This window comes from Acidimicrobiales bacterium, from assembly GCA_033344915.1.
GTDB lineage: Bacteria > Actinomycetota > Acidimicrobiia > Acidimicrobiales > Aldehydirespiratoraceae > JAJRXC01.
This window is the reverse complement of record JAWPML010000001.1, coordinates 315,908-336,217: the sequence shown is the minus strand read 5'-3', so window position 1 is coordinate 336,217 and position 20,310 is coordinate 315,908. Positions and strand designations below refer to the sequence as shown.

Annotated in this window: 23 protein-coding genes; 6 read left to right on the top strand and 17 right to left on the bottom strand. The window is 68.5% G+C overall.

The window, feature by feature from the left end; genetic code table 11:
* The 7 genes from R8F63_01550 to R8F63_01520 all read right to left on the bottom strand — a co-directional run bounded on the left by R8F63_01550 (position 1) and on the right by R8F63_01520 (position 6,257).
* Positions 1-2,559: a sulfatase-like hydrolase/transferase gene (locus R8F63_01550; GenBank protein ID MDW3217271.1), complete on the bottom strand. Its 2,559-nt coding sequence runs from the start codon at positions 2,557-2,559 to the stop codon at positions 1-3.
* Positions 2,556-3,008 carry an SRPBCC family protein gene (locus R8F63_01545; protein MDW3217270.1) on the bottom strand — a complete coding sequence of 151 codons (453 nt, stop codon included), beginning with the start codon at positions 3,006-3,008 and terminating at the stop codon, positions 2,556-2,558. The genes R8F63_01550 and R8F63_01545 overlap by 4 nt, the downstream gene beginning before the upstream one ends.
* Positions 3,001-3,612, bottom strand: coding sequence for a TetR/AcrR family transcriptional regulator (locus tag R8F63_01540; protein ID MDW3217269.1), 612 nt, complete (start codon positions 3,610-3,612; stop codon positions 3,001-3,003). Before R8F63_01540 ends, R8F63_01545 begins: the two co-directional genes overlap by 8 nt.
* A complete protein-coding gene (locus tag R8F63_01535) occupies positions 3,609-4,283 on the bottom strand; it encodes a hypothetical protein (protein MDW3217268.1) in 675 nt (224 codons plus the stop codon). The genes R8F63_01540 and R8F63_01535 overlap by 4 nt, the downstream gene beginning before the upstream one ends.
* Positions 4,284-4,307: 24 nt before the next feature.
* Positions 4,308-4,763, bottom strand: a complete 456-nt coding sequence (locus R8F63_01530; GenBank protein MDW3217267.1) for a glycine/sarcosine/betaine reductase selenoprotein B family protein — start codon at positions 4,761-4,763, stop codon at positions 4,308-4,310.
* An 85-nt stretch (positions 4,764-4,848) separates the two neighbouring features.
* The gene (locus tag R8F63_01525; protein MDW3217266.1) at positions 4,849-5,622 is read right to left on the bottom strand and encodes an enoyl-CoA hydratase; all 774 of its coding nucleotides are present in this window, start codon (positions 5,620-5,622) and stop codon (positions 4,849-4,851) included.
* Positions 5,623-5,633: 11 nt separating this feature from the next.
* Positions 5,634-6,257 (bottom strand): HAD family phosphatase, encoded by a 624-nt coding sequence (locus R8F63_01520; protein MDW3217265.1) that lies wholly within the window; start codon positions 6,255-6,257, stop codon positions 5,634-5,636.
* A gap of 68 nt (positions 6,258-6,325) precedes the next feature.
* Between R8F63_01520 and R8F63_01515 the strand changes: the two genes are divergently transcribed.
* From R8F63_01515 to R8F63_01500, 4 genes are all read left to right on the top strand, one after another.
* Complete coding sequence (locus R8F63_01515) at positions 6,326-7,516, top strand: AMP-binding protein (protein MDW3217264.1); 1,191 nt, start codon at positions 6,326-6,328, stop codon at positions 7,514-7,516.
* Complete coding sequence (locus tag R8F63_01510; GenBank protein MDW3217263.1) at positions 7,516-7,872, top strand: hypothetical protein; 357 nt, start codon at positions 7,516-7,518, stop codon at positions 7,870-7,872. Before R8F63_01515 ends, R8F63_01510 begins: the two co-directional genes overlap by 1 nt.
* A complete protein-coding gene (locus R8F63_01505; protein ID MDW3217262.1) occupies positions 7,869-8,654 on the top strand; it encodes an SDR family oxidoreductase in 786 nt (261 codons plus the stop codon). Before R8F63_01510 ends, R8F63_01505 begins: the two co-directional genes overlap by 4 nt.
* Before the next feature lie 182 nt (positions 8,655-8,836).
* Positions 8,837-9,931 carry a hypothetical protein gene (locus tag R8F63_01500; protein ID MDW3217261.1) on the top strand — a complete coding sequence of 365 codons (1,095 nt, stop codon included), beginning with the start codon at positions 8,837-8,839 and terminating at the stop codon, positions 9,929-9,931.
* Here the strand turns inward: R8F63_01500 and R8F63_01495 are convergent.
* Genes R8F63_01495 through R8F63_01465 form a run of 7 tightly spaced genes read right to left on the bottom strand, consistent with a single transcriptional unit; the run spans position 9,904 to position 15,522 of the window.
* Positions 9,904-10,824 carry a DMT family transporter gene (locus R8F63_01495; protein ID MDW3217260.1) on the bottom strand — a complete coding sequence of 307 codons (921 nt, stop codon included), beginning with the start codon at positions 10,822-10,824 and terminating at the stop codon, positions 9,904-9,906. The genes R8F63_01500 and R8F63_01495 overlap by 28 nt on opposite strands.
* 19 nt (positions 10,825-10,843) lie before the next feature.
* On the bottom strand, positions 10,844-11,545 hold the full coding sequence (locus tag R8F63_01490) for a hypothetical protein (protein MDW3217259.1): 702 nt from the start codon (positions 11,543-11,545) through the stop codon (positions 10,844-10,846).
* Positions 11,538-12,515, bottom strand: a complete 978-nt coding sequence (locus tag R8F63_01485; GenBank protein ID MDW3217258.1) for a hypothetical protein — start codon at positions 12,513-12,515, stop codon at positions 11,538-11,540. Before R8F63_01485 ends, R8F63_01490 begins: the two co-directional genes overlap by 8 nt.
* A 54-nt stretch (positions 12,516-12,569) precedes the next feature.
* Positions 12,570-13,190, bottom strand: a complete 621-nt coding sequence (locus R8F63_01480; protein MDW3217257.1) for a DNA-3-methyladenine glycosylase I — start codon at positions 13,188-13,190, stop codon at positions 12,570-12,572.
* A 1-nt stretch (position 13,191) separates the two neighbouring features.
* Positions 13,192-13,599 carry a hypothetical protein gene (locus tag R8F63_01475; protein MDW3217256.1) on the bottom strand — a complete coding sequence of 136 codons (408 nt, stop codon included), beginning with the start codon at positions 13,597-13,599 and terminating at the stop codon, positions 13,192-13,194.
* On the bottom strand, positions 13,596-14,300 hold the full coding sequence (locus R8F63_01470; protein ID MDW3217255.1) for a gamma-glutamyl-gamma-aminobutyrate hydrolase family protein: 705 nt from the start codon (positions 14,298-14,300) through the stop codon (positions 13,596-13,598). Before R8F63_01470 ends, R8F63_01475 begins: the two co-directional genes overlap by 4 nt.
* 43 nt (positions 14,301-14,343) lie before the next feature.
* Positions 14,344-15,522, bottom strand: a complete 1,179-nt coding sequence (locus R8F63_01465) for an amidohydrolase family protein (protein ID MDW3217254.1) — start codon at positions 15,520-15,522, stop codon at positions 14,344-14,346.
* 114 nt (positions 15,523-15,636) lie between these two features.
* On the opposite strand from R8F63_01465, the gene R8F63_01460 reads away from it, so the two are divergent.
* A complete protein-coding gene (locus R8F63_01460) occupies positions 15,637-16,500 on the top strand; it encodes a hypothetical protein (GenBank protein ID MDW3217253.1) in 864 nt (287 codons plus the stop codon).
* Between the two features lie 12 nt (positions 16,501-16,512).
* On the opposite strand, the gene R8F63_01455 is transcribed toward R8F63_01460, so the two are convergent.
* Positions 16,513-17,166, bottom strand: coding sequence for a histidine phosphatase family protein (locus R8F63_01455; protein ID MDW3217252.1), 654 nt, complete (start codon positions 17,164-17,166; stop codon positions 16,513-16,515).
* A 91-nt stretch (positions 17,167-17,257) separates the two neighbouring features.
* Here R8F63_01455 and R8F63_01450 point away from each other — a divergent pair, with 91 nt between their 5' ends.
* On the top strand, positions 17,258-18,472 hold the full coding sequence (locus tag R8F63_01450) for a M20 family metallopeptidase (GenBank protein ID MDW3217251.1): 1,215 nt from the start codon (positions 17,258-17,260) through the stop codon (positions 18,470-18,472).
* Here the strand turns inward: R8F63_01450 and R8F63_01445 are convergent.
* Together R8F63_01445 and R8F63_01440 are read right to left on the bottom strand one after the other, a co-directional pair.
* Positions 18,469-19,653: an amidohydrolase family protein gene (locus R8F63_01445; protein MDW3217250.1), complete on the bottom strand. Its 1,185-nt coding sequence runs from the start codon at positions 19,651-19,653 to the stop codon at positions 18,469-18,471. The genes R8F63_01450 and R8F63_01445 overlap by 4 nt on opposite strands.
* Positions 19,650-20,303, bottom strand: coding sequence for an MIP/aquaporin family protein (locus R8F63_01440; GenBank protein MDW3217249.1), 654 nt, complete (start codon positions 20,301-20,303; stop codon positions 19,650-19,652). Before R8F63_01440 ends, R8F63_01445 begins: the two co-directional genes overlap by 4 nt.
* Between the last annotated feature and the right edge of the window lie 7 nt (positions 20,304-20,310).

The window sequence follows — 20,310 nt, the reverse complement described above, 5'->3', positions numbered from 1 at the left end:
CTATGCCTCCTGGGGCTGTTCGGCGGCGCTCGCCGCGGCCTTCTCGAGCACGCGCTGCATCATCTCGCGGGACACCATCAGGCCCGAGTTCTGGTTCTGACCGGTGATGAGGTCACCGTCGACCACGACATGGTTGGCGAACATGTCACGAAGCCGGTGGGTGGACGACTCGAAGTTCGCCCCGGCGTTGCGCAGCTCGGTCTCGGGATGCTGCGGCGTGTGGGAGATCCCGAGCTCGGTGACCTGCTTGTCGGTCACCGCCGTGATCCGACGGCCCTTGACGAGCGGCTCCCCGCCGGGACCCTTCGCCTTGAGGAGGCCGAGCGGCCCGTGGCAGATCCCGCCGAGCACAGCGCCGTTGGCTGCCGCCTTCGTCACCTGCTCGCCGATCTCGTCGGAGGTGCCGAGATCCCACGCGGCCCCCCAGCCGCCGGCGAAGAACACGATGTCGTAGGACTCGATGTCGACGGCGTCGATCGGGATCGAGTCCATGCACTTCTGCTGGAGTTCGTCGTCGACCATGTAGCGGTCGTCGTGATGGGACCGCACCGCCGGCTTGAACGACGCCGGATCGAACGGGATGTCGCCGCCCCGCGGTGACGCGACATCGACCTCCATCCCGGCGTCGAGGAACTCGTAGTACGGCACCGTCAGCTCGGAGCCGAAGACGCCGGTCGGCTTGTTGACTCCGAGCGTGCCGTGGTTGGTCGCCACGACGAGCGCCCGGTGCCCGGTGAGGTCGAGCTGCACGGCATCCGGGTCGTCCGGGTGCATGCCGATCCGCTGGAGGAGTCGACGAGCGGCGAGGGCCGGCTTGGGCGGCGTCTTCGCCACGGGTCCGTCGTCCGGGCGGACCGCGGTCGGCCACGGGCGATTGCGTTCGGGGACAGCGTCTCGGGCGTTGGTCATCGTCGTCTCCAGATGGTGTCGCGCATCGGCCGCGGCCGGATCGTCGGCTCGATTGACGGCCTCGGCCGGATCGGCATCGAGGTCGTAGAGCTCCCACTGGTCGGGAATCGGCTCCGTGCGGAACGCCGGCCCGCTCGGCCCCCGGACGGAGAGGTTCCGCACGAAGGGATCCGTCCAGCCGGCGGGGTCGTCGAAGGTACGCACGAGCTTCCACATCCGACCGTCGACGCGGTCGACGACGGCTTCGACATTGGTTGCTGCGTGGGCCGGGATCCTGATCTGCAAGGGGTACGGCGCCTCGCGGCGCCCCCGCTGCTGGGCGATCGCCGAGGCGTTGCCGTCGCCCTCGAGAACATTGTCCCGCGTGATCATGTAGACCGGCGCGTTCGCGACGGATCCGCCGGCCAGGACGCCGCTCAGGTCACGACCGGGCAGCGGATGGACCTCCGAGTGGGTCTCCGCGAGCTTCGATGCCAGCTCGGCCTCGGACGCGCCGGCCACGCCGAGCAATGTGGGCACCAGATCGATGTGGCTCGTGGGAACCGGTACCGATCCGGGCGCGGACGGCTCGGCGCCGACGCGGGCCATCTGGAACGGCACCCGGGTCGCCTCGTCGTAGAGCTGGTACCACTTCTGGTGGAGCCCACCATGGCTGCCGAGCATGTCGCCGTGGTCCGAGGAGAACACCACGACCGATTCGTGGCCGGCCCCCGTGACGGTGCGGCGCACCCGGTCGATCGGCCCGTCCACGTCGTGGTGCAGCCGGTAGTAGGTCCGGCGGTACCGCTCGGCGTTCGCCTCATAGGCGCGACGGACCAGCGGCGCCGGCCCGTACCCGGAGTAGTAGGCGTCGCGGTACGCACTGTGCAGCGCCGGCTTGGTCGACAGGTCCTCGTCGTCGGTCGGCGACGGCGGCACCTCGGGCAACGCCACAGCCGCCTCGGGCAGCGGACGACGGGCGAGGATCGGCCAGAGAACGATGTCGTGGGGGTTGACGAACGAGCAGACCAGGAGGAACGGCCGAGCAGCATCGGCATCGCCGGCGACGCGCCGCGCGTAGCGATCCTCCAGGAACGCAACGGCGCGCTCGGCGTAGATCGGGTCACGGACGATGCCCATGTCGGACTTCCGCCCGCTGTGCGGCTCCGGTCCGACCCATCCGCTGAAACCGAATTCGTCCAGTGGATCAGCCTCGAGATAGGCATCGACGGCCGAGGAGATCAGGTCGCCGTCGTCGGTGTTGGTGTCGAGCGGCCGGCCGTCGACCATCAGGTCGGCGTGGCTCACGTGCCACTTCCCGACATAGTGCGTGTCGTAGCCCGCCGCCCGCATCCAGTCGCCGAGCGTCGGCACCTCGTCCGGGCGGAGCCAGCGCATCCGGCTGTCGTCGTCACGCTTCGCGAGGCCGTTGGTCTGGGTGACACCGTGGACGTCCGGATACTGCCCGGTGAGCAGACACGGCCGGCTCGGCACACACGCCGTCGAGGCCACGTAATGACGGTCGAACGACACGGCGTTCTCGTCGAACCACCGGCGGGCCGGTAGCGCCTCGGCGCGCCAACGACGGACGTCATCCGTCTCGTAGGACGGCGCGGCTCGTTCCTCGTCGGTGAGGATCACGATGATGTCCGGCTGGGCTGGCGACGTCATCCCGCTCCCTTTTCGTCCCGCTCGACCGCGGCCACGAGACCGGCCAGGAGCTTCTCGTTCGTCGAACCGATCCGGCGGGCGAGCACTCGCGCGGCGAGACGCATGGGTGGCTTGGGGCCGGGGGTGACGTCGAGCGTGAGGCTGACCCGACTCCCGGCGCCATCGGCGGCGATCTCCCACGAGTTCACGACCCGCGACACGATGGCGGGCAGACCCTGGAGCTCGTAGGCGAGCGTCTGCTCGGGCTCCCATTCGATGATCTCCTCGCGAAGGGTCAGCGGCCCGACCTGTACTCGCCGAACGGCCCCGATGCCCTCCTCCCGGCTCGTCATGAACGACGAATGGTCGACCTCCGCGGACCACTCCGCGATCCGGTCGAACGCCGCGAGCTTCTTCCACACCGCAGCCGGCGGCACCACCGTCGTCTGCTCGACGCGCCGATCAGCCATCCGCCGCCCCCAGGATTCCGGTCAGCGTCATCCGCATGCAGGCCGCGGCCTGGTCGCGGGAGAGCCCGCGGATGAACAGCATGGTCTCCATCGACTCCATCGACAGGACGAGGGTGATCGCCTCGGCTGCAACCGCCGACCGCTCGGCGGTCATCGCCGCGAGCTCGTCCGCGAAGTGTCGCCGGACCTGAATGATCGATTCCTGGGCGTTGTCGCGGAGATGGTCGAGGAGGATCGGCTCGAGCGGTGCCTTCATGTGTCCGACGCGGGCGACCGGTGCGGCGACCTCGTACAGGTCGAGCCGATTGGCGACGATCCGGTCGATTCGCTCCAGCAGGGTGCCCCGACCGATCTCGCTGATGAGGAGGTGAACGCGCAGCGTCTGGTACTGACGTTCGATGGCCACCCGGTACAGCTCGTCGAGGTCGTCGAAGTAGCGGAACACGGAACGATGGCTGACGCCGGAGCGCTCGGCGACGGCGTTCACCGACGGTTCGAGGTCGCCCTCGCGGTAGAGATCCAGAAGCGCATCGACGACGCGGTCGCGGTTCTGGTCGCGGCGAGCGCGACGACCGTCGACGGTCGGGAGGGAGTCGGCGGTCACCGGTGTCCCGGCGCCATGTAGAACCAGAACGGCATCGGTGCCCCCTGGTCGGACATCGCCTGGCGAGCGGCGAGCACGACCTTGCCGGCTTCGGTCTGGTCGAAGAACCACGACTCGATCGCCCGTCCGTCGGCCACGGGTCCGTCCACCAGCTCGACGGCCGCCTCCTCGTAGTACGTGCGGATGTCATGACACGTCGCGATGGAGTTCTTGCCCGGCAGGCCGGCCTCCTTGAAGCTCGTGCCGGCCGCGATCGCCTCGAGGACCTCGAGCGCGGCGGGAACCTCGTCGGCGGTCATGACCCGTCCGACACTCGTGACACCGCGCCGCTCCACGATCCGGTCGTAGGCCTTGCGGATCCCCTTGGCTTCCAGCACCGCGGGCGAGGCATCACCGTCGAACGCCGGGGGCAACGCGCACGCAACCGCCTCGGTGGTGTCCTCGATGGTGACGGGGTGGCTCTCGATCACCGGCTCAGGGGCGTCGAGGAGCGCGAACGCGCGGGCGATCACGTCGTGTTGGAACTCGGCGTCACCCGGCTTGCCGAGCGGACGACCGAGCGGGAACTCGCCGTGCAGGACGCGTGGTGGGGCGACCTTCTCGGCGACCGGGCGCATCGACGCGAGCGCGACCGTGGCGAGACCGCCGGCTTCGAGGACATGGGCGAGCACACACACGGTGCGCGTGCAGAGCGGTCAAACGGGGGTGAGCAGCACGACATCGACGCCGGCCGCCTTGAGTTCCGCGGCGGCCCGGGGCCCGGAGTCGTGGATGATCGTCGCGAGCCCGTCCTCCTCCTGATTCCCCGCGAACGACAGATGGATGTCGCTCACGGCGCCGATCGTGCCGTCCGCCGCGAGCTCTTCGAGCCGGTCGATCGGGAACACCACATTCAGGTCGGCCGTGAAGCCGGCCCGGTCGAAGTTCGGACTCCAGTGACCGAGCACATAGCCGCGCTCCTCGCGGGGCAGGACCCGATAGTCGGTCTCCGTCTGGTGGAAGGACTCGTCGTCCGGACGGTGCAGCGCAGCCGAGGTGACGATCGCGACCGTCGCGTCCTGCAGCGCCACGGGCGTCGTGAAGGCGGGCTCGGAGAACTCCGGAGCGGGAAGCGTGGCGGCATAGTTCCGCATCGGGGCGTCGCCGGACATGGATCCTCCTGGGACGGTTGACGTCCCCCGACCATACATCTGTCATAAGGACTGCCACAAGTTGAGGTGGGCTCGTCGCCCCCTCTCAGTCGCCCTGCTGGGCCGATCCCCGGGCCTGGATCGCCGCGCGACTCGCCGCCAGCGCGTCCGGGTCGAAGCCGCCCGACGCTGCCCAACTCCGGTTGACCTCCTTCTCGACGATCAGCGCGTCGCCGGCGGTGACGGCGTGGGTCGCCCAGTACAGGCGCTTCATGGCCGCTGCCGCCTTGGCCGGGACCGTCGCCATGTCGCGCCCGAGCTCCATCGCCCGTTCGAGGAGCTGCTCGTGCGGCACCACCTCGTTCACCAGCCCCCACTGAAGCGCCTGCTCTGCGTGGACGTAGTTGCCCGTGAAGCTCATCTGCCGGGCCCGCCGGACGCCGACGGCGCGCGGCAGCTCGACCGACAGTCCCCAGCCGGGAAGGATCCCGACCCGGGCGTGGGTGTCGGCGAACGACGCCCGCTCCGACGCGATGAGCAGGTCGCACGCGAGCGCGATCTCGAGGCCGCCGGTCACCGCCGGCCCGTTGATGGCGCCGATCACGGGCGTCGACATGTCGGGCGGGAACGGCTGACCGTCGTCGACGCCGGCGCTGATCGAGCCGCCCGCCTCGAGTTGCTTGAGGTCCAGGCCGGCGCAGAACGCCGGGTCGGCGCCGGTGAGAACGATGGCGCGCACGTCCGCACGGGCGTCGAGCGACGAGAGGGTCGCCCGCAGGCCGCCCAGCAACAGGGAGTTGAGCGCGTTGCGACTCTCGGGTCGGTTCATCACCACCAGCGCGACCTCGTCAGCAACCTCGGAGTGCAGCACGTCGTCCATGTCCGCCGAATCTACGAGGCGACCGGCGCGAGGTCGAGACCGAGCGCCACCAACTCCCGCCGACACTGCTGGGGATCCGAGAAGTGGACCGTCCGGAAGCCCAGCGCGTCCGCGGTCGCGACGTTGGCTGCACTGTCGTCGACGAACACCGCTGATGACGGGTCGACTCGGTGGCGAGCACACAGCAGCTCGAAGATCGCCGGGTCGGGCTTCACCATGCCCTCGCGCCCACTGATCACGAGACCGTCGAAGTGCCGCAGGAATGGCAGCAGCGGCTCGGCCGCCGCGAAGGTGTCACGGCCCCAGTTGCTCAGCGCCAGCAGGCGCACGTCCGTCGCCGCGAGCTCCTCGACGATCCGGACCGAGCCCGCCAGGATCTCCCCGAGCGTCTCGACCCAGCGGGCCCGGAACGCATCGATCAGCTCCGCGTGTTCGGGAAACCGCGCCGCGAGTGCCCCAGTGACCTCCGCCAGCGGCGCACCCCGATCGAGGTCGGCGTTCACCTCCAACGTCAGCACCTCGTCGAGAAAGCGATCGAGTTCATCCGGGTCGTCGATGAGCTGCTCGAAGAGGAAGCGCCGGTCCCACTCAACCAGAACGTTCCCCAGGTCGAAGACGACAACCTCGATCGGCACGAAGGGCACCCTAGGGCGTACGATCACCGAACTCGCCACGCGATCCACCGATCCCAACAGGAGCGACCATGCAGAACAACCTCGGCCTCTACGTCACGAAGCGAGCGCTGCTGAACCCGACGACCGAGGCGGTCGTCGACATCTCGAGCGGGACGCGCCTGACGTACACCGAGCTGAACGAACGCTGCAATCGGGTCGCCAACGGTCTGACCGACCGCGGACTCGCCGCTGGCGATCGCGTCGCGACCCTGCTGATGAACGGGCCGGAGTTCGTCGAGACGTTCTTCGGTGCGGCGAAGGTCGGTGGCGTGATCGTCGCGCTGAACTGGCGGCTCGTGGCCGACGAGCTGTCGTTCATCCTGACGGACTCGGGCGCCACCACCCTCGTGTTCGGCACCGCGTTCAACGAGGTCGTCACGGACCTCGAGGCTCGTGGTTCCGACGGCACGCAGGTGACGAACTGGATCCATGTCGGCGACGCGGCCGACCGGCCCGACTTCGCCACCGGCTACGAGGACGTGCTCGCCGGGGCGTCCACCGACGAGCCGGAGATCGGCGCACAGGACGACGATCTCCTCTTCATCATGTACACCTCCGGCACGACCGGGCTGCCCAAGGGGGTGATGCACTCGCACAACACGGCCACCTGGTCCGTCATCACCGCCAACGCGACGGCGGACACCCGTTACGGCGACGTGTACCTCATCTGTCTCCCGCTGTTCCACGTGGGTGCGCTCAACCCGCTGTTGAGCATCTTCGCCAAGGGTGGCACCGCCGTGATCATGGCCGAGTTCGATCCCACCAAGATCTGGGAGGTATTCGCCGAAGAACAGATCACCGTGACCCTCGCCGTTCCCGCGATGTTGCAGTTCATGCTGCTGACCTACGACAAGGACAACCACGATCATTCGTCGCTGCGCTGGTGCATGTCCGGTGCCGCGCCCGTGCCGGAGTCGCTCATCGAGACCTATGCGGGCATGGGCATCGAGATCCATCAGGTCTACGGCCTGACCGAGACGTGCGGTCCGGCCTGCCTCATCTCACCGGAGGACGCGATCGCCCGCGCCGGATCGACCGGCAAGGCCTTCTTCCACACCGACGTGCGGGTGATCGACGACGACGGCAACGATGCCGGCGCCGACGTGGCCGGCGAGATCATCGTCCGCGGGGCGCACATCATGCAGGGCTACTGGAACCGTCCGGAGGCCACGCGGAGACGATCGTCGACGGCTGGCTCCACACCGGCGACGTCGCGGTGATGGACGCGGACGGCTTCGTCTACATCCAGGACCGCATCAAGGACATGATCATCTCCGGCGGCGAGAACGTGTACCCGGCCGAGATCGAGAACGTGATCTCCGGGATGCCGGGCGTCACCGAGGTCGGCGTGATCGGGATCCCGTCCGAGAAGTGGGGCGAGTCGCCGATGGCCGTCGTCGTGAGGTCCGATGAGGCGCTGACGGAGAAGGACGTCCTCGAGTACTGCGACGGCAAGCTCGCCAAGTTCAAGATGCCGAAGCACGTCGAGTTCACCGACGCCATTCCCCGCAACCCGACCGGCAAGATCCTCAAGCGCGTGCTCCGCGAGCAGTACGACGGCACCACGACCCAGTGAGCGGTCGCCTGGACGGCCAGGTCGCCGTGATCACCGGCGGTGGTGGCGGCATCGGCGAGGCCTACTGCCGGCGCTTCGTCGCCGAGGGCGCGCGGGTCGCGGTGGTCGACATCGGCCGCGAGCAGGGCAACGCCGTCGCCGATGCGCTCGGTGACGACGCCGCGTTCGTGCACTGCGACATCAGCGACGAGGCGTCGGTGGACGCCTGCCGCGATGCGGTGCTCGACACCTTCGGCACCGTCGACTGCCTCGTGAACAACGCCGCGATCTACGGCGAGCTCGACCTCGGCGACCAATCCGTCGACTATCTGCGGAAGGTGTTCGACGTCAACGTCATCGGGCAGTGGCTGATGTGCCGCGCGTTCGCGCCCACCATGGTGCGGAAGGGTCGGGGCCGGATCATCAACATCGGCTCGATCGCCGGCTATCTCCCGCTCGGTGCCCTCGCCGGACCCGGCGATCCCGACACATGGTCGCTCGGCAACTACTCGTACCAGCAGACCAAGTTCGCCGTGCTCGGCCTCACTCGACAGCTCGCCGGCGAGCTCGGCAAGTACGGGGTCACCGCCAACACGCTCGCCCCCGGTCTCGTCATGACACCTGCCACGGACAAGCAGGTCCCCGGTGGGTTCGACCAGGTCTTCGCCGACATGTCCGCGGCGAAGCGCAACAGCCAGGCCGACGACATGTGCGGCCCTGCCGTGTTCCTGGCCAGCGACGAGAGCGCCATGGTCAACGGCCAAGTGCTCTGCGTCGACGGCGGCAACGTGATGCCCACCTAGCGAAATCCGCCCACCCCCATGGAATCTCTGGTCACCAAAGGGTCGAAATCCGGGCGTATCTGGCGGTTCGAACGACCCTTTGGTGACCAGAGATTCCGGGTGCAGAGATTCCGGGGTGTGGGGCGTAGTTTCCGGGGTGGGGGGCGGAGTTCGGGGATGGGTGTGGGGATGGAGATGGTGCGATGAAGACGCTGGTGGTCGGGGGAACGGGGCCGACGGGGCCGCCGATCGTGGCGGGCCTGGAGGCGCGGGGCCACGAGGTGACGATCTGCCACACGGGCAGTCACGAGGTGGACGAGGTCATGCACCTGCGCCACATCCACTGCGACGTGCGTGACGAGGACGAGCTCCGGTCGACGATCGGCGCCGAGGAGTGGGACGTCGCGGTCGTGACCTACGGCCGGCTCCGCACGATCGCCGAGGTACTCGTCGGCCGGGTCGGCCACTTCGTCTCGATCGGCGGCGGGCCGGCCCTGCGGGGCTACTTCGACCCGTGGGCCCACTCCCCGCCCGGCATGCCGCTGCCCACCCCGGAGACCGCACCGACCTCGACCGAGGAGGACGACGGGAAGTCGTATCGCATCGCCCGCACCGAGGCGTACGTGTTCGAACACCATCCGACGGCGACGCACTTCCGCTACCCGTACGTCTACGGGCCCCGCCAGCTGGCGCCGCGCGAATGGTGTGTCGTCAAGCGCATCCTCGACGAACGCCCCCACATCGTCCTGGCCGACGGCGGGCAGTCCGCCCACAGCTTCGGCTACACCGAGAACCTCGCCCACGCGATCCACCTCGCCGTCGATCAACCCGAAGCCGCCGCCGGTCGGATCTTCCACGCGGCCGACGAGGAGTTGCTCACCGTCCGCCAGGTCGTCGAGATCTGTGCCGCCGAGCTCGGCCACGAGTGGGAGATCATCTCGATGCCACCCGAGCTCGCGGTGCCGGCGCGGCCGTTGATGATGCAGCCTTCCACTCACCATCGAGCCTTCGACGTCAGCGCCCTGCGCCACACACTCGGGTATCGCGACGTCGTGCCCGCCCGCGAGGCCGTCGCCCGCACGGCGCGGTGGCTGGCCGAGAACCCGCATCCGCCCGGCGACATCGTGGAGCGGATCATGGAGGATCCGTTCGACTATGCGAACGAGGACCGACTGATCGCCTGGTGGAAGCAGGCCACGGCGGCGCCGCCGGACCTCGACTGGGAGACGATGCCCGGCTACGGCTTGTCCTACGCCGGCCCCGGCACCACCTACGAGCGGCCCGACACTCGAATCTGACCGGCGACCGGCTCCGCACGACTCGACCACCACGCACCGAACAACACGACGCCGGTGCCGACGATCGCGAGCGCGGTCACCGTCTCGTCGCGGAAGATCACGCCGAGCACGATCGAGATGATCGGCACGACGTAGGTGATGAGCGACGCGCGGACCGGCCCGACCCGCCCGGTCAGCGTGGCGGCCATCACGAACGCGAGGCCGGTGCCGCCTGCGCCGACGGCCACGCAGGCGATCATCGAGTCCCACGCCCAGCTGGAATCCGGGATGCCCCACACGCCGTACGGCGCGGTGAAGACGAGGGCGGCGGCGAGGGCCCGGGTGATGACGGGAACCGATCCGTACTTCTGCTGGAGCGGGCCCGTCAGGTTCACCGCGACGCCGTAGGACGCAACGGCGAGCACGACGAGGCCGACGCCCACCGCCGTCGTACCTGCGGTCGTCGCCTCCGGGATCCCGATGAGCAGGATGCCACTCATGCCGATGGTGACTCCGATCAACCGGCGGGGACCGGTCGGCGTGCGGAACACGAGCCAGGAGATCAGCGCCGTGAGCAGCGGCATCGCCGCATTGAGCATGCCGGCGAGCGAGGAGTCGATCCACTGCTGAGCGATGGGGAACAGCGTCAGCGGGAAGGCCATCCACGTGAAGCCGAGGAGGATGATCTTCGGCCGATCCGCCCGGTCGATCCGCGCCCGCGCCGCCGGGAGGAAGACCAGCGCGAGGAGGCCGAACAGGACCCGCAGGAGGGTGACGACGCCGGGCTCGAACGCGTCGAGGCCGATCGCCATGAAGAGGAATGATCCGCCCCAGATCAACGCGGGGCCGGCGAGCAGCCCCCAGTCGAGCGGCGCGAACGACTGTTCCTGCGTCGGCTGATCGGTCACGGTCATCGCCGCAACCTACCGAGGGTCAGCTGAGGCGCCGCGCGAATTCGTACAGGGCGACGTCGTAGGGATTGTCCGCGACGATCCGCGCCCGGAACGTGTCGTCGACCTCGATCGCCTCGGGCGCGGTGTTGCGGTCGTCGAGCTCGTCGATCCGCCAGTTCCAACGGTCGTGCAGGGCCGCGAGAAAGCCGTCGAAGTCCTCCTGGAAACCGAGCAGATCGACCGATGCAACGCGCTGCTTCGCCAGCTCGAACGCCGCGTCGTCGACGTCGAAGGGTTGCGTCCAGGCGTTGATGCCGTCGGCGTCGGACATCGCGAACATCTTGGTCTGGTGTTCGTGCACCATCCGTTGGTTGATCAGCGGGTCGTCGTACAGCTCCTCGATCGTGGCGTCGGGATGGTTGAGCACCCGCTGCTGGTTGAGCAACGAGATCGTGCGGGCGACGGGCTCGCGCATCACCGCAAGGGTGATCGCGTCCGGCACGAACTCGGTGACGAAGAACGGGAAGTGGCCGTGCCAGAGGCGAATGCCGGGCCGGGGCTCGGACGTCGCCGCCCGAAGCCGGTTCACGACCCAGTAGTCGACGCCGGTGGTGTCGTCCTCGCCCGGGTAGACGGTGTGGCGGGGGAAGTTGTTCGCGATGTGCGCGTTGAAGGTCATGCCGGCCGTCTTCATGATGTGCACGAAGAAGAACGGCCGGTCGGTCGTCAGGTGGTCACTCACCGGTCAACTCGAGCCAGGGTCGAGAGGCCGCGACCATCGACTCGAGCTCGTCGCGCACCATGCGGAGCTTCGCCTCGGTCGGCGCGTCGAGACCGTCGCCGATGGCCGGCGGGACGGTCCCCGACGACAGGGCCTTCAGGGTGTTGGACGTGAATCGGGCGATCTCGTGGCGCAGCTCGATCCCCTGGAACCGGGTCCACTTCGGTTCGCCCTCGAACTCGCCTGAGGTCTTGTCCGTGGCGAAATCGTGCTCCGGGGGTGCGAGATAGTGCGACACACCACCGATGTGGAGCAACGCCTCGTGCTCTTCGTGGACGAGCGACCGGCCGTCGGCCTGCATCATGATGTTGACGACCTTGGCCGTGTCGTAGGCCATCTTGGCCCGCCCCATCTCCTCGATCCGCGCCCAGGTCCGGTCGGGCATCTCACTGCGGTTGCCGCAGTGCAGCCCGACCTCCCATCGGGCGCTCGTGTCCAGCAGCGCCTCACGGTCGTAGAGCGCCACGTGCGGGCTGCCGAAGACGAAGCCGTCGTGGTCGTAGAAGTGCCGCCCGCCGACACCCATCTCGCCTTCGGCGAGGGTGTTCTCTTCGGTCCAGACCTCGACCCCGGAGGTGACGACGTCGTGGTCCTCGAGTCGGTGCAGGAAGTCCGCCGTGTACGGCGCGAGCGCCTTGATGTCGACGTCGATGAACGCGAAGACCGGCCCGTCGTCGCGGGCGTCGAGCACCAGGTCGAGCGCGGCGCCGTGCGGAACCATGCGATCGACGTCCAGTACGAGCGTCTCGACCACGCGGTCCGTCGCCTCGCCGAGCGCCGTCATCTGTTCGACCGACGACGGCGTGCAATTGTTGGCGACGAAGCGGAACGACGCCTCCGTCCGGTCGAAGAGGCTGAAGACGAAGTGTCGGAGGTGCGGGTAGACCCCGCCGGTCCAGACGACATTCCAGACGAGATCCGATTCGCGCACGGGGACCGAGGGTACCAACGGCGGTGGGGCTGACAAGGGCCGGGAGACCCGTGTTCAGGTCGGCCGTACGAGCGCGGTCCGTTCGGCCTCGCACTGCACGCCCGCCGCGCACCCCGACAGATGGTCGTTGACGAGACCCATCGCCTGCATGAACGCGTAGACCGTCGTCGGGCCGACGAAGCTCCAGCCCCGCTTCTTCAGGTCCTTGGCGATGGCGATCGACGTCGGCGTGGTCGAGGGGACGGGCCACTCCCCCGACCGATCTCCTTCGATCTCCGTCGGCTCCCACGACCAGAAGTAGGCGGCCAGCGTGCCCCGCTCCTCGATCAGCTCGAGCGCTCGCGCCGCATTGTTGATCGACGAACGGATCTTGCCCTGGTGCCGCACGATGCCGGCATCGTCGAGCATGCGCAGCACGTCGGCCTCGCCGAACGTCGCGACCTTCGCCGGGTCGAAGCCGGCGAAGGCACGCCGGAAGTTCTCGCGCTTGCGCAGGATCGTGATCCACGACAGTCCGGACTGGAATCCCTCCAGACAGATCTTCTCGAAGAGCCGCACGTCGTCGGTGACCGGACGACCCCATTCGTCGTCGTGGTACGCCACATAGTCCTCGGCGGTGCCGGGCCACCAGCAGCGGGTGACACCGTCGTCGCCGAGTTGCGTCCACTCGGCCATGTCAGCCCCACACCAGCATCACGCCGAAGACCAGCGCGGCGAGCGAGCCGACGAGGCCGACCGCGCCGGTGATGCCGCGGATGGCGGGCGACGGCGTCAGCGAATGCACGGCCGCGGCCGTACCTGCCGCGGCCACGACGAGCAGCTTCACCGCCAGCGTGACGTGGTAGGCGGTCGACCGATCACCCACGTCGATCTCGAGCAGGTTCCAGATGCCCGTGATCACCGCGAGTGCGAAGAACGGCCAGGCGACCCGGCCGAACCGGTTCGCCGCCTGCCTCGGCGCGTCGCCGCCGATCTCCCGGAGAACCGGAACCAGCGCGGCAAGGACGATCTGGCCGCCGATCCACACCGACGCGGCGAGAATGTGCAGCGAGATACGAAGGGTGTCGAGATCGAAATCGTTCACGTCGTCATCGTGACACGAGCCCGGGCCCGCTCGACCAGATCGGCGAACAGCTCGCCGCCCCGTTCCCCGGCGAGCATCTCCGGGTGCCACTGGACCGCCAGCAGGTCGAGCCCGCTTCCCGGAGCGCCTTCCACCGCCTCCACGACGCCGTCGTCGCTACGGGCAGTCACGACCAAGCGGTCCGCCACCGCACCGATGGCCTGATGGTGCAGCGAGTTCACGGCGAGCGGCCCGTCGCCGTAGAGGGCGGCGAGTCGGGAACCTTCCACGACGTCCACGTCGTGGCGGTGCAGCCGCGGCGTGGGCGCCATCTCCCGATACGTGGGATGGGCGGCCGACCCCTCCTCCTGCACCTCCTGGGCGAGGTCGCCGCCGAGAGCCACGTTCACCACCTGTGCACCACGGCAGATGCCGAGCACCGGGATGTCCCGCTCGACGGCGCGACGGGTGATCTCGAGATCGAAGTCGTCGGACTCGCGGCGCACCTTCCAACTCGACGTGTTGTCCTGGCCGTAGGTGGCGGGATCCATGTCCTGTCCGCCGGAGATCAGGAGGGCGTCGGCCGTGTCGAGCAGCTCGTCGATCTCGTCTCCCTCGACGTGCACCGCGAGGAGGGGCAGGCCGCCCGCTCGGCGAACGGACTCCGTGTAGTCGGGGGCGATCGTGAAGAGGTCACACTCCGGATCAAGCGCCGTCTTCAACACCCGCCGCCACGGCGTGACGAGAACCCTCGGGCGAGCCAACTCAGACCGCCCGTTGCGTGAGGGCGAGGCCGTTCGTGCGCATGATCATCTCGATCTCGGCGCTGTCGAACTCGTGGAGGTCGTGGATGAAATCGGTGGGTTCGGGCAGTCCCTCGGCGTGTGGCCAGTCGGAGCCGAACAGCATGTGCTCGGCACCGACCTTGTCCCGGAGGTCGACGAGATCGTCCTCGTAGTAGGGCGACACCCAGACCTGGCGCCGGAAGACCTCGATCGGGTCCTCCGCGAACGAGTGCTTCTGCTGGCGGTAGGTCTTGTCGAACTTCTTGAACAGCGGCTGGACCCACTCCGACCCGGTCTCGATGGTGCAGACGCGGATGTTCGTGTGCTCGCTCAGCACGCCTTCGGCGATGAGCGACGCCAGGGCATCGCTGATCGGTGAATAGGTGAGCAACGACTTCAGCGCGTTCTGCCGGAAGGCCTCGAAATCGTCGGTCATGCCCCAGAAGTCGGACATGAACTCGTAGCCGGAATCGCCGGAGTGCATCGCCAGCGTGATGCCGTGTTGGTTCATCTTCTTCCAGAACGGGTCGTGCGCCGGATGGCCGAGGCTGCGGCGGCCGCCGTTGCCGTCCGGCACCGAGGCGGGGCGCATGTTGACGACCCGCACGTCGTGCTCGATCATCCAGTCGAGCTGGTCGAGGGCCCAGTCCACGTCCGCGAGCGTGATGTAGCCCGCCGTGAAGATGCGGTCCTCGTAGTTGAGACCCCAGTCCTCCTCGACCCACTTGTTGAAGCCGTCGAAGGCGACGAGCATCGCCGCCGGATCGTGCTCGAGGCTGCTCTCCATGCCGACGCCCAGGGTCGGGAACATGAAGCAGGCTTCGAGGTTCTGGCGGTCCATCACGGCGAGCCGGGCATCGCGATCGCGGTACTCGTCGGGGATCGGGACGAGCTCACCGAACGCCTCGACGATGTTGTCCTTCGCGACCTTCCCGCGGAAGTAGTCGTCCAGGCAGCCGGGCCGGGCCACGGGATCGAACGTGGGGTTCGGGATGAAGCGGTTCACCTTGCCGCCGACGAGCAGGCGCTTGCGCCCGTTCACCTCCGCCCATTGCATGCACCGCTTGTGCCACTTGGGGTCGACGTGGCGGATGAAGGCATCCTCCGCCTCGTAGTAGTGGTTGTCGGCGTCGAACGCCTGATAGTCGAGAGCAGCCATGCCCTCACGCTAATCAGGGCGACGGCGAGGCGCACATGCCCACCCCGAGTGTTCTCCGACCGCTCTGTGCGGTAGAACCGAGGGGCGCGCCCGAACCAGCGAAAGGGCACCCCCATGCGCACACGCCACCTGGGAACCGCGGTCTTCGCCCTCGTCGTCGGCGTCGTCGCGCCCGCCGGCGCGGCCCCGGTCGCCCCGCCGGCCCCGCCCGACGACGGGACATCGGCGTTCCAGGCGATCAACGCCGCGCCCCGCCCCGCGGTCGACGACCGGCCCGTGGTTCTGGCCGACGCCACGACGGTGCTCGACCAGCCGAACACGATCTACGACTTCGACTACGGCTCACCGGGCGAGGTGGTGATCGAGGCCAGCAATGTCGAGGCCCGCAACATCCGCGGTCCCGGGGCCCGGCGGATCGGCGTGCGCGACGGGCGCAGCATCGCGGACTCGGGCTTCCGCGACTTCGAGTTCACGTTCGCCCACGTCCAGAACTCCGGCGGCGGCACCGTCACCCGCCCCTATTTCATCGATGGACTCGACGTGAATCCCCAGCCCCACGTCGGCAACGGCGACATCATCCAGATCTTCGCCTACGAGGGCGACATCATCGACCCACTGATCGACAACGTCACCGTCTTCGGAAAGCGCCGACCCGACGGTTCGCCCGCCCACAACGACGCGATCCAGTTCACCGGCATCCTCGGCGGTGAGGTGTGGAATCCGACGGTGCGGAACTCCACGATCGAGGGCGCGTCATCGGCCGGGATCCAGGCGAAACACGTCCACGGTCTGTTCACGATCGAGGGCAACACGCTGAGCGAACGGTTCGAGAGCTTCCACGCCGTCATCGCGAAACCCGGTGACGACGAGGCCAGCATCCTGTGGCGCAACAACACGCTCGTGGACGGTGCGTCGGCCGCCCTGACCGGCGGCTGGCGAACCGATCGCGACAGCGACGGCTCGGTCACGATTCGCTGATCCACCGCCGGTTCAGTGGAACGCGTCGCGCACTCGCTCGCCGTCGTTCATGACGCCCCGCACCCCGATGCGCTCGGCGTCGAAATGACCGGTCTCGTTGAGGGACAGGAACCGCTGCCTGCCGTTCTCGTCGACCTCGATACGCGACACCGAGGCGTAGTCGACGTTCAGCGGGAAGAAGCCGACGTGCGGGCCCGCCACCGCGCCGAGGATGATGCGGATCACGCCGCCGTGGCAGGCCACGACGACCCGCTCGCCCCGCGGATTGACGACGAGCTCGCTCCAGGCGGCCTCGACGCGGGTCCGGAAGGTGGCGGGGTCGTCCCAACCGAGCCCGTCCCAGTCCTGGGCGACGATCCGGTCCCAGTAGTCCCCGCCGTGGGTGTGCACCAGCTCCGTCGGGAAGTAGGTCGACGAGAAGCGGTCGACCTCATCCAGGTCGTGCACGATCTCGTGGGCGACGTCCAGCGTCCCGAGCAAGGGCCCCACCGTCTCGATCGCCCGGGCCTTCGGACTCGTCACCACCGCATCGATGGACTCGTGGGCGAGCCAGGCGGAAACCTGCTCCGCCTGCCACTGCCCGATCTCGTCGAGGCCGGGGTCGGCGATCCCGTCGGCGCCGACGACGATCTCGGGTCGGGCATGGCGCACGATGATGATCTCCACGCCGGGCACCGTACCGTGCCGGCGCGCAGCCGCCGCCGGCGCGGCCGGCGAGCACCGGCGAGCGAACCGGAGCGGCCACTAGGGTCGTCGCATGACGATGATCGATGATCTGCGGGGCGCGGGGATCCGAGAGGAAGCGGAGGCCGGGCTCGAGCCGGTCATCGAGCTGCGCCGCGCCATCCACCGCGAGCCGGAGCTCGGAATCGCCAATCCGATCACCATCGGTCGCGTCGGCGATGCCCTGGCCGATCTGCCGCTCGACGTGCACCGGGGCGAAGGCGACATCACCTCGCTGTGGGCCGACCTGAAGGGCGAGACGGACGGTCCGATGGTGTTGCTGCGAGCGGACACCGACGCCCTCCCCATGACCGAGGACACCGACCTCGAGTTCAGGAGTGCGATCGACGGCCGAGCCCACGCCTGCGGCCATGACGCCCACACCGCAATGCTGGTCGGTGCGGCCCGGATGCTCGCCGGCCGCCGCGATGAGATCCACGGCACGGTGCGCTTCATGTTCCAGCCCGGCGAGGAGGGCATGGGTGGCGCGGCCCTGATGATCGACGAGGGCGTGCTCGACGGGGTCGACGCCGCCTACGCCCTCCACATCACTCCGAACTGTCCGTCCGGATGGGTCGCCGGCCGCGCCGGGGCGATCATGGCGGCCGCCGACGTGTTCCACATCACCGTGCGGGGGGCCGGCGGCCACGCCTCGACGCCGCACTTCACCACGGACCCGGTCACCATCGCCGCGCACCTCGTCACCGCGATCCAGACGATGGTCACCCGCGAGATCCACGTCTTCGAACCGGCCATCATCACGGTCACCCAACTCCAGGCCGGCACGACCACGAACGTCATCCCGGAGACGGCGACGATCGCAGGCACGATCCGAACCATGGCCCCCCACACCCGCGACCAGGCTCATCTCGGGATCGAGCGGGTCGCCCACGCCGTCGCCGCGACCTTCGACGCGACCGCGGAGGTCACCATCGACAAGGGCTACCCCGTCACCGTGAACCATCCCGGCCCGGTCGAACTCGTGAAGAACGTGACCGAGGCCGTGCTCGGTGAGCGCAAGTTCCTCGAGTTGCCGTTCCCGGTGATGGGCGCCGAAGACTTCAGCTACATCCTCGAGAAGGTGCCCGGCTGCATGAGCCTGCTTGGTGTCTGCCCCGAACACATCGAGAACTCACTGGAGGCGCCGGCCTGTCACAGCAACAAGATGATGCTCCACGAGCCGGCGATGGCGAACGGCATGGCCGTCCACGCCGCCACTGCGATCGCGGCCCTGGACGAGTTGCGCTAGTCGAGTCCGTAGATCGACGCGGCGGTGTCGTGCAGGACCTTCTGGAGCGTGGCGTCGTCGAGTGACGACAGCGCGCCGGTCGCGTAGTCCCGCGGGTACTGGGCGGGCGTCGCCGGGCCCGGGTGCTGACACGTCGGGTGCGGATAGTCGGTCTCGTAGAGGATGTTGTCGGGGAAGCGGTCGATCGCGAACCGCGCCGCCGCCTGCTCGAACCAGAAGCATCCGTAGATCTGCCGAGCGAAGTACTCCGACGGCAGGAGCTCGTAGTCGGGGTGCTCGATGCGCACGCCGCCGTTCTGCCACTGCCAGTCGAACGACTCCATCGCCCCGGGGATCCAGCCCGCACCGGACTCGACCGAGACGAGCTTCAGGTCCGGGAACCGGTGGCAGACGCCACCGAAGATCAGGTCAGCGACGCAGCGCATGTTGTCGAGGAAGATCAGCGACGAGACCTTGGCGAAGTTGGTCATCCACCCCATCTCGGCGGTGTCCTGGAACTGGGTGCCCATGGAGCCACCGCCGACGTGGAAGCTGACCGAGACGCCGGCGTCCTGGGCGGCGGCCCAGATCGGATCCCAATGGGTGTGGGCGAGCGCCGGCATCCCGTGGTCCTGGGGCTGGTTGCAGAAATTGATCGCCTTGTGGCCGGCCTCCACGCCGCGCTCGATCTCGGCGACCGCGAACTCGAGATCCCAGAACGGCACCGCCGTCACGCCGATCAGTCGGTTCGGGTCCGCCGAGGTCCAGTCCGTGATCCAGTCGTTGAACGCCCGCACGCAGGTCTCGACCACATCGCGGTCGCCCATTTGCATGAAGTAGGCGTTCCCGAACCCGCCGACATTGGGATAGAGGACCTGGGCTCGGATGCCCTGTGCGTCCATGAACTTCAGCCGCTCGTGACTGTCGTACATGGCCGGGTGGATGTCGTCGAAGGTGTCCGGCACGTTCAGCGGCATGAGGCCGTCGTAGCCCGCCATCGAGTAGTACCCGGGCTGGCCGAGCCGATCGCCGTCGCACATCCAGACGTCCTGCCCGTCGATTCGTTCGATGTGGGGCACACGGTCGTGCATGGAGCTCGGCGTGCGGGCCGTCCAGACGTCCGGGGGCTCGGTGACATGGGTGTCGACGTCGATGACCTCGAAGCGGTCGAAGAGGTCGGGCGCGGAATCGGTGGCAGTCACGGGTACAAGACTCGCGCCACCGCCACGGCCAAGGCCATTCCGGCCAGCTGGAGGACGACGAACATCGGCGCCGACGCCGGTTCGATGCCGGCGAAGGTGTCCGACAGCGTGCGGGTGACCGAGACCGCGGGGTTCGCGAACGAGGTCGACGAGGTGAACCAGTAGGCGCCCCCGATGTAGGCGGCGACGGCACCGGCCGCGAGATGGTCACGGCCGCTGCGCACCAGGGCGAAGATGAGCAGGACGAGCCCGAAGGTCGCCACGACCTCGCCGATGTACTGCCCGTAGCCGTCGCGGGTCTTCTCACTGATCGAGATCGCATCGAGCTCGAACATCAGATTCGCGAGGATCACGCCGACCGCCCCGCCCGCGATCTGCGTGACGATGTACGGCCCGACGTCGGACCACGGGCGATTGCCGAGCCATGCGTCAGCGATCGTGACCGCCGGGTTGACATGAGCGCCGCTCACCGGACCGAAGGCGAGGATGAGCATGTAGAGCACGCCGGCGGTCGCGGCCGCGTTGGCGAGCAACTGGAGCCCGACGTCGTCCGTCAGGTTCGTCGCCATGATGCCCGAACCGATCACCCCGGCGAGCAGGAAGGCGGTGCCGACGAACTCGGCCAGGAGGCGCCGCGGGAGATCAGTCATGGCTCGT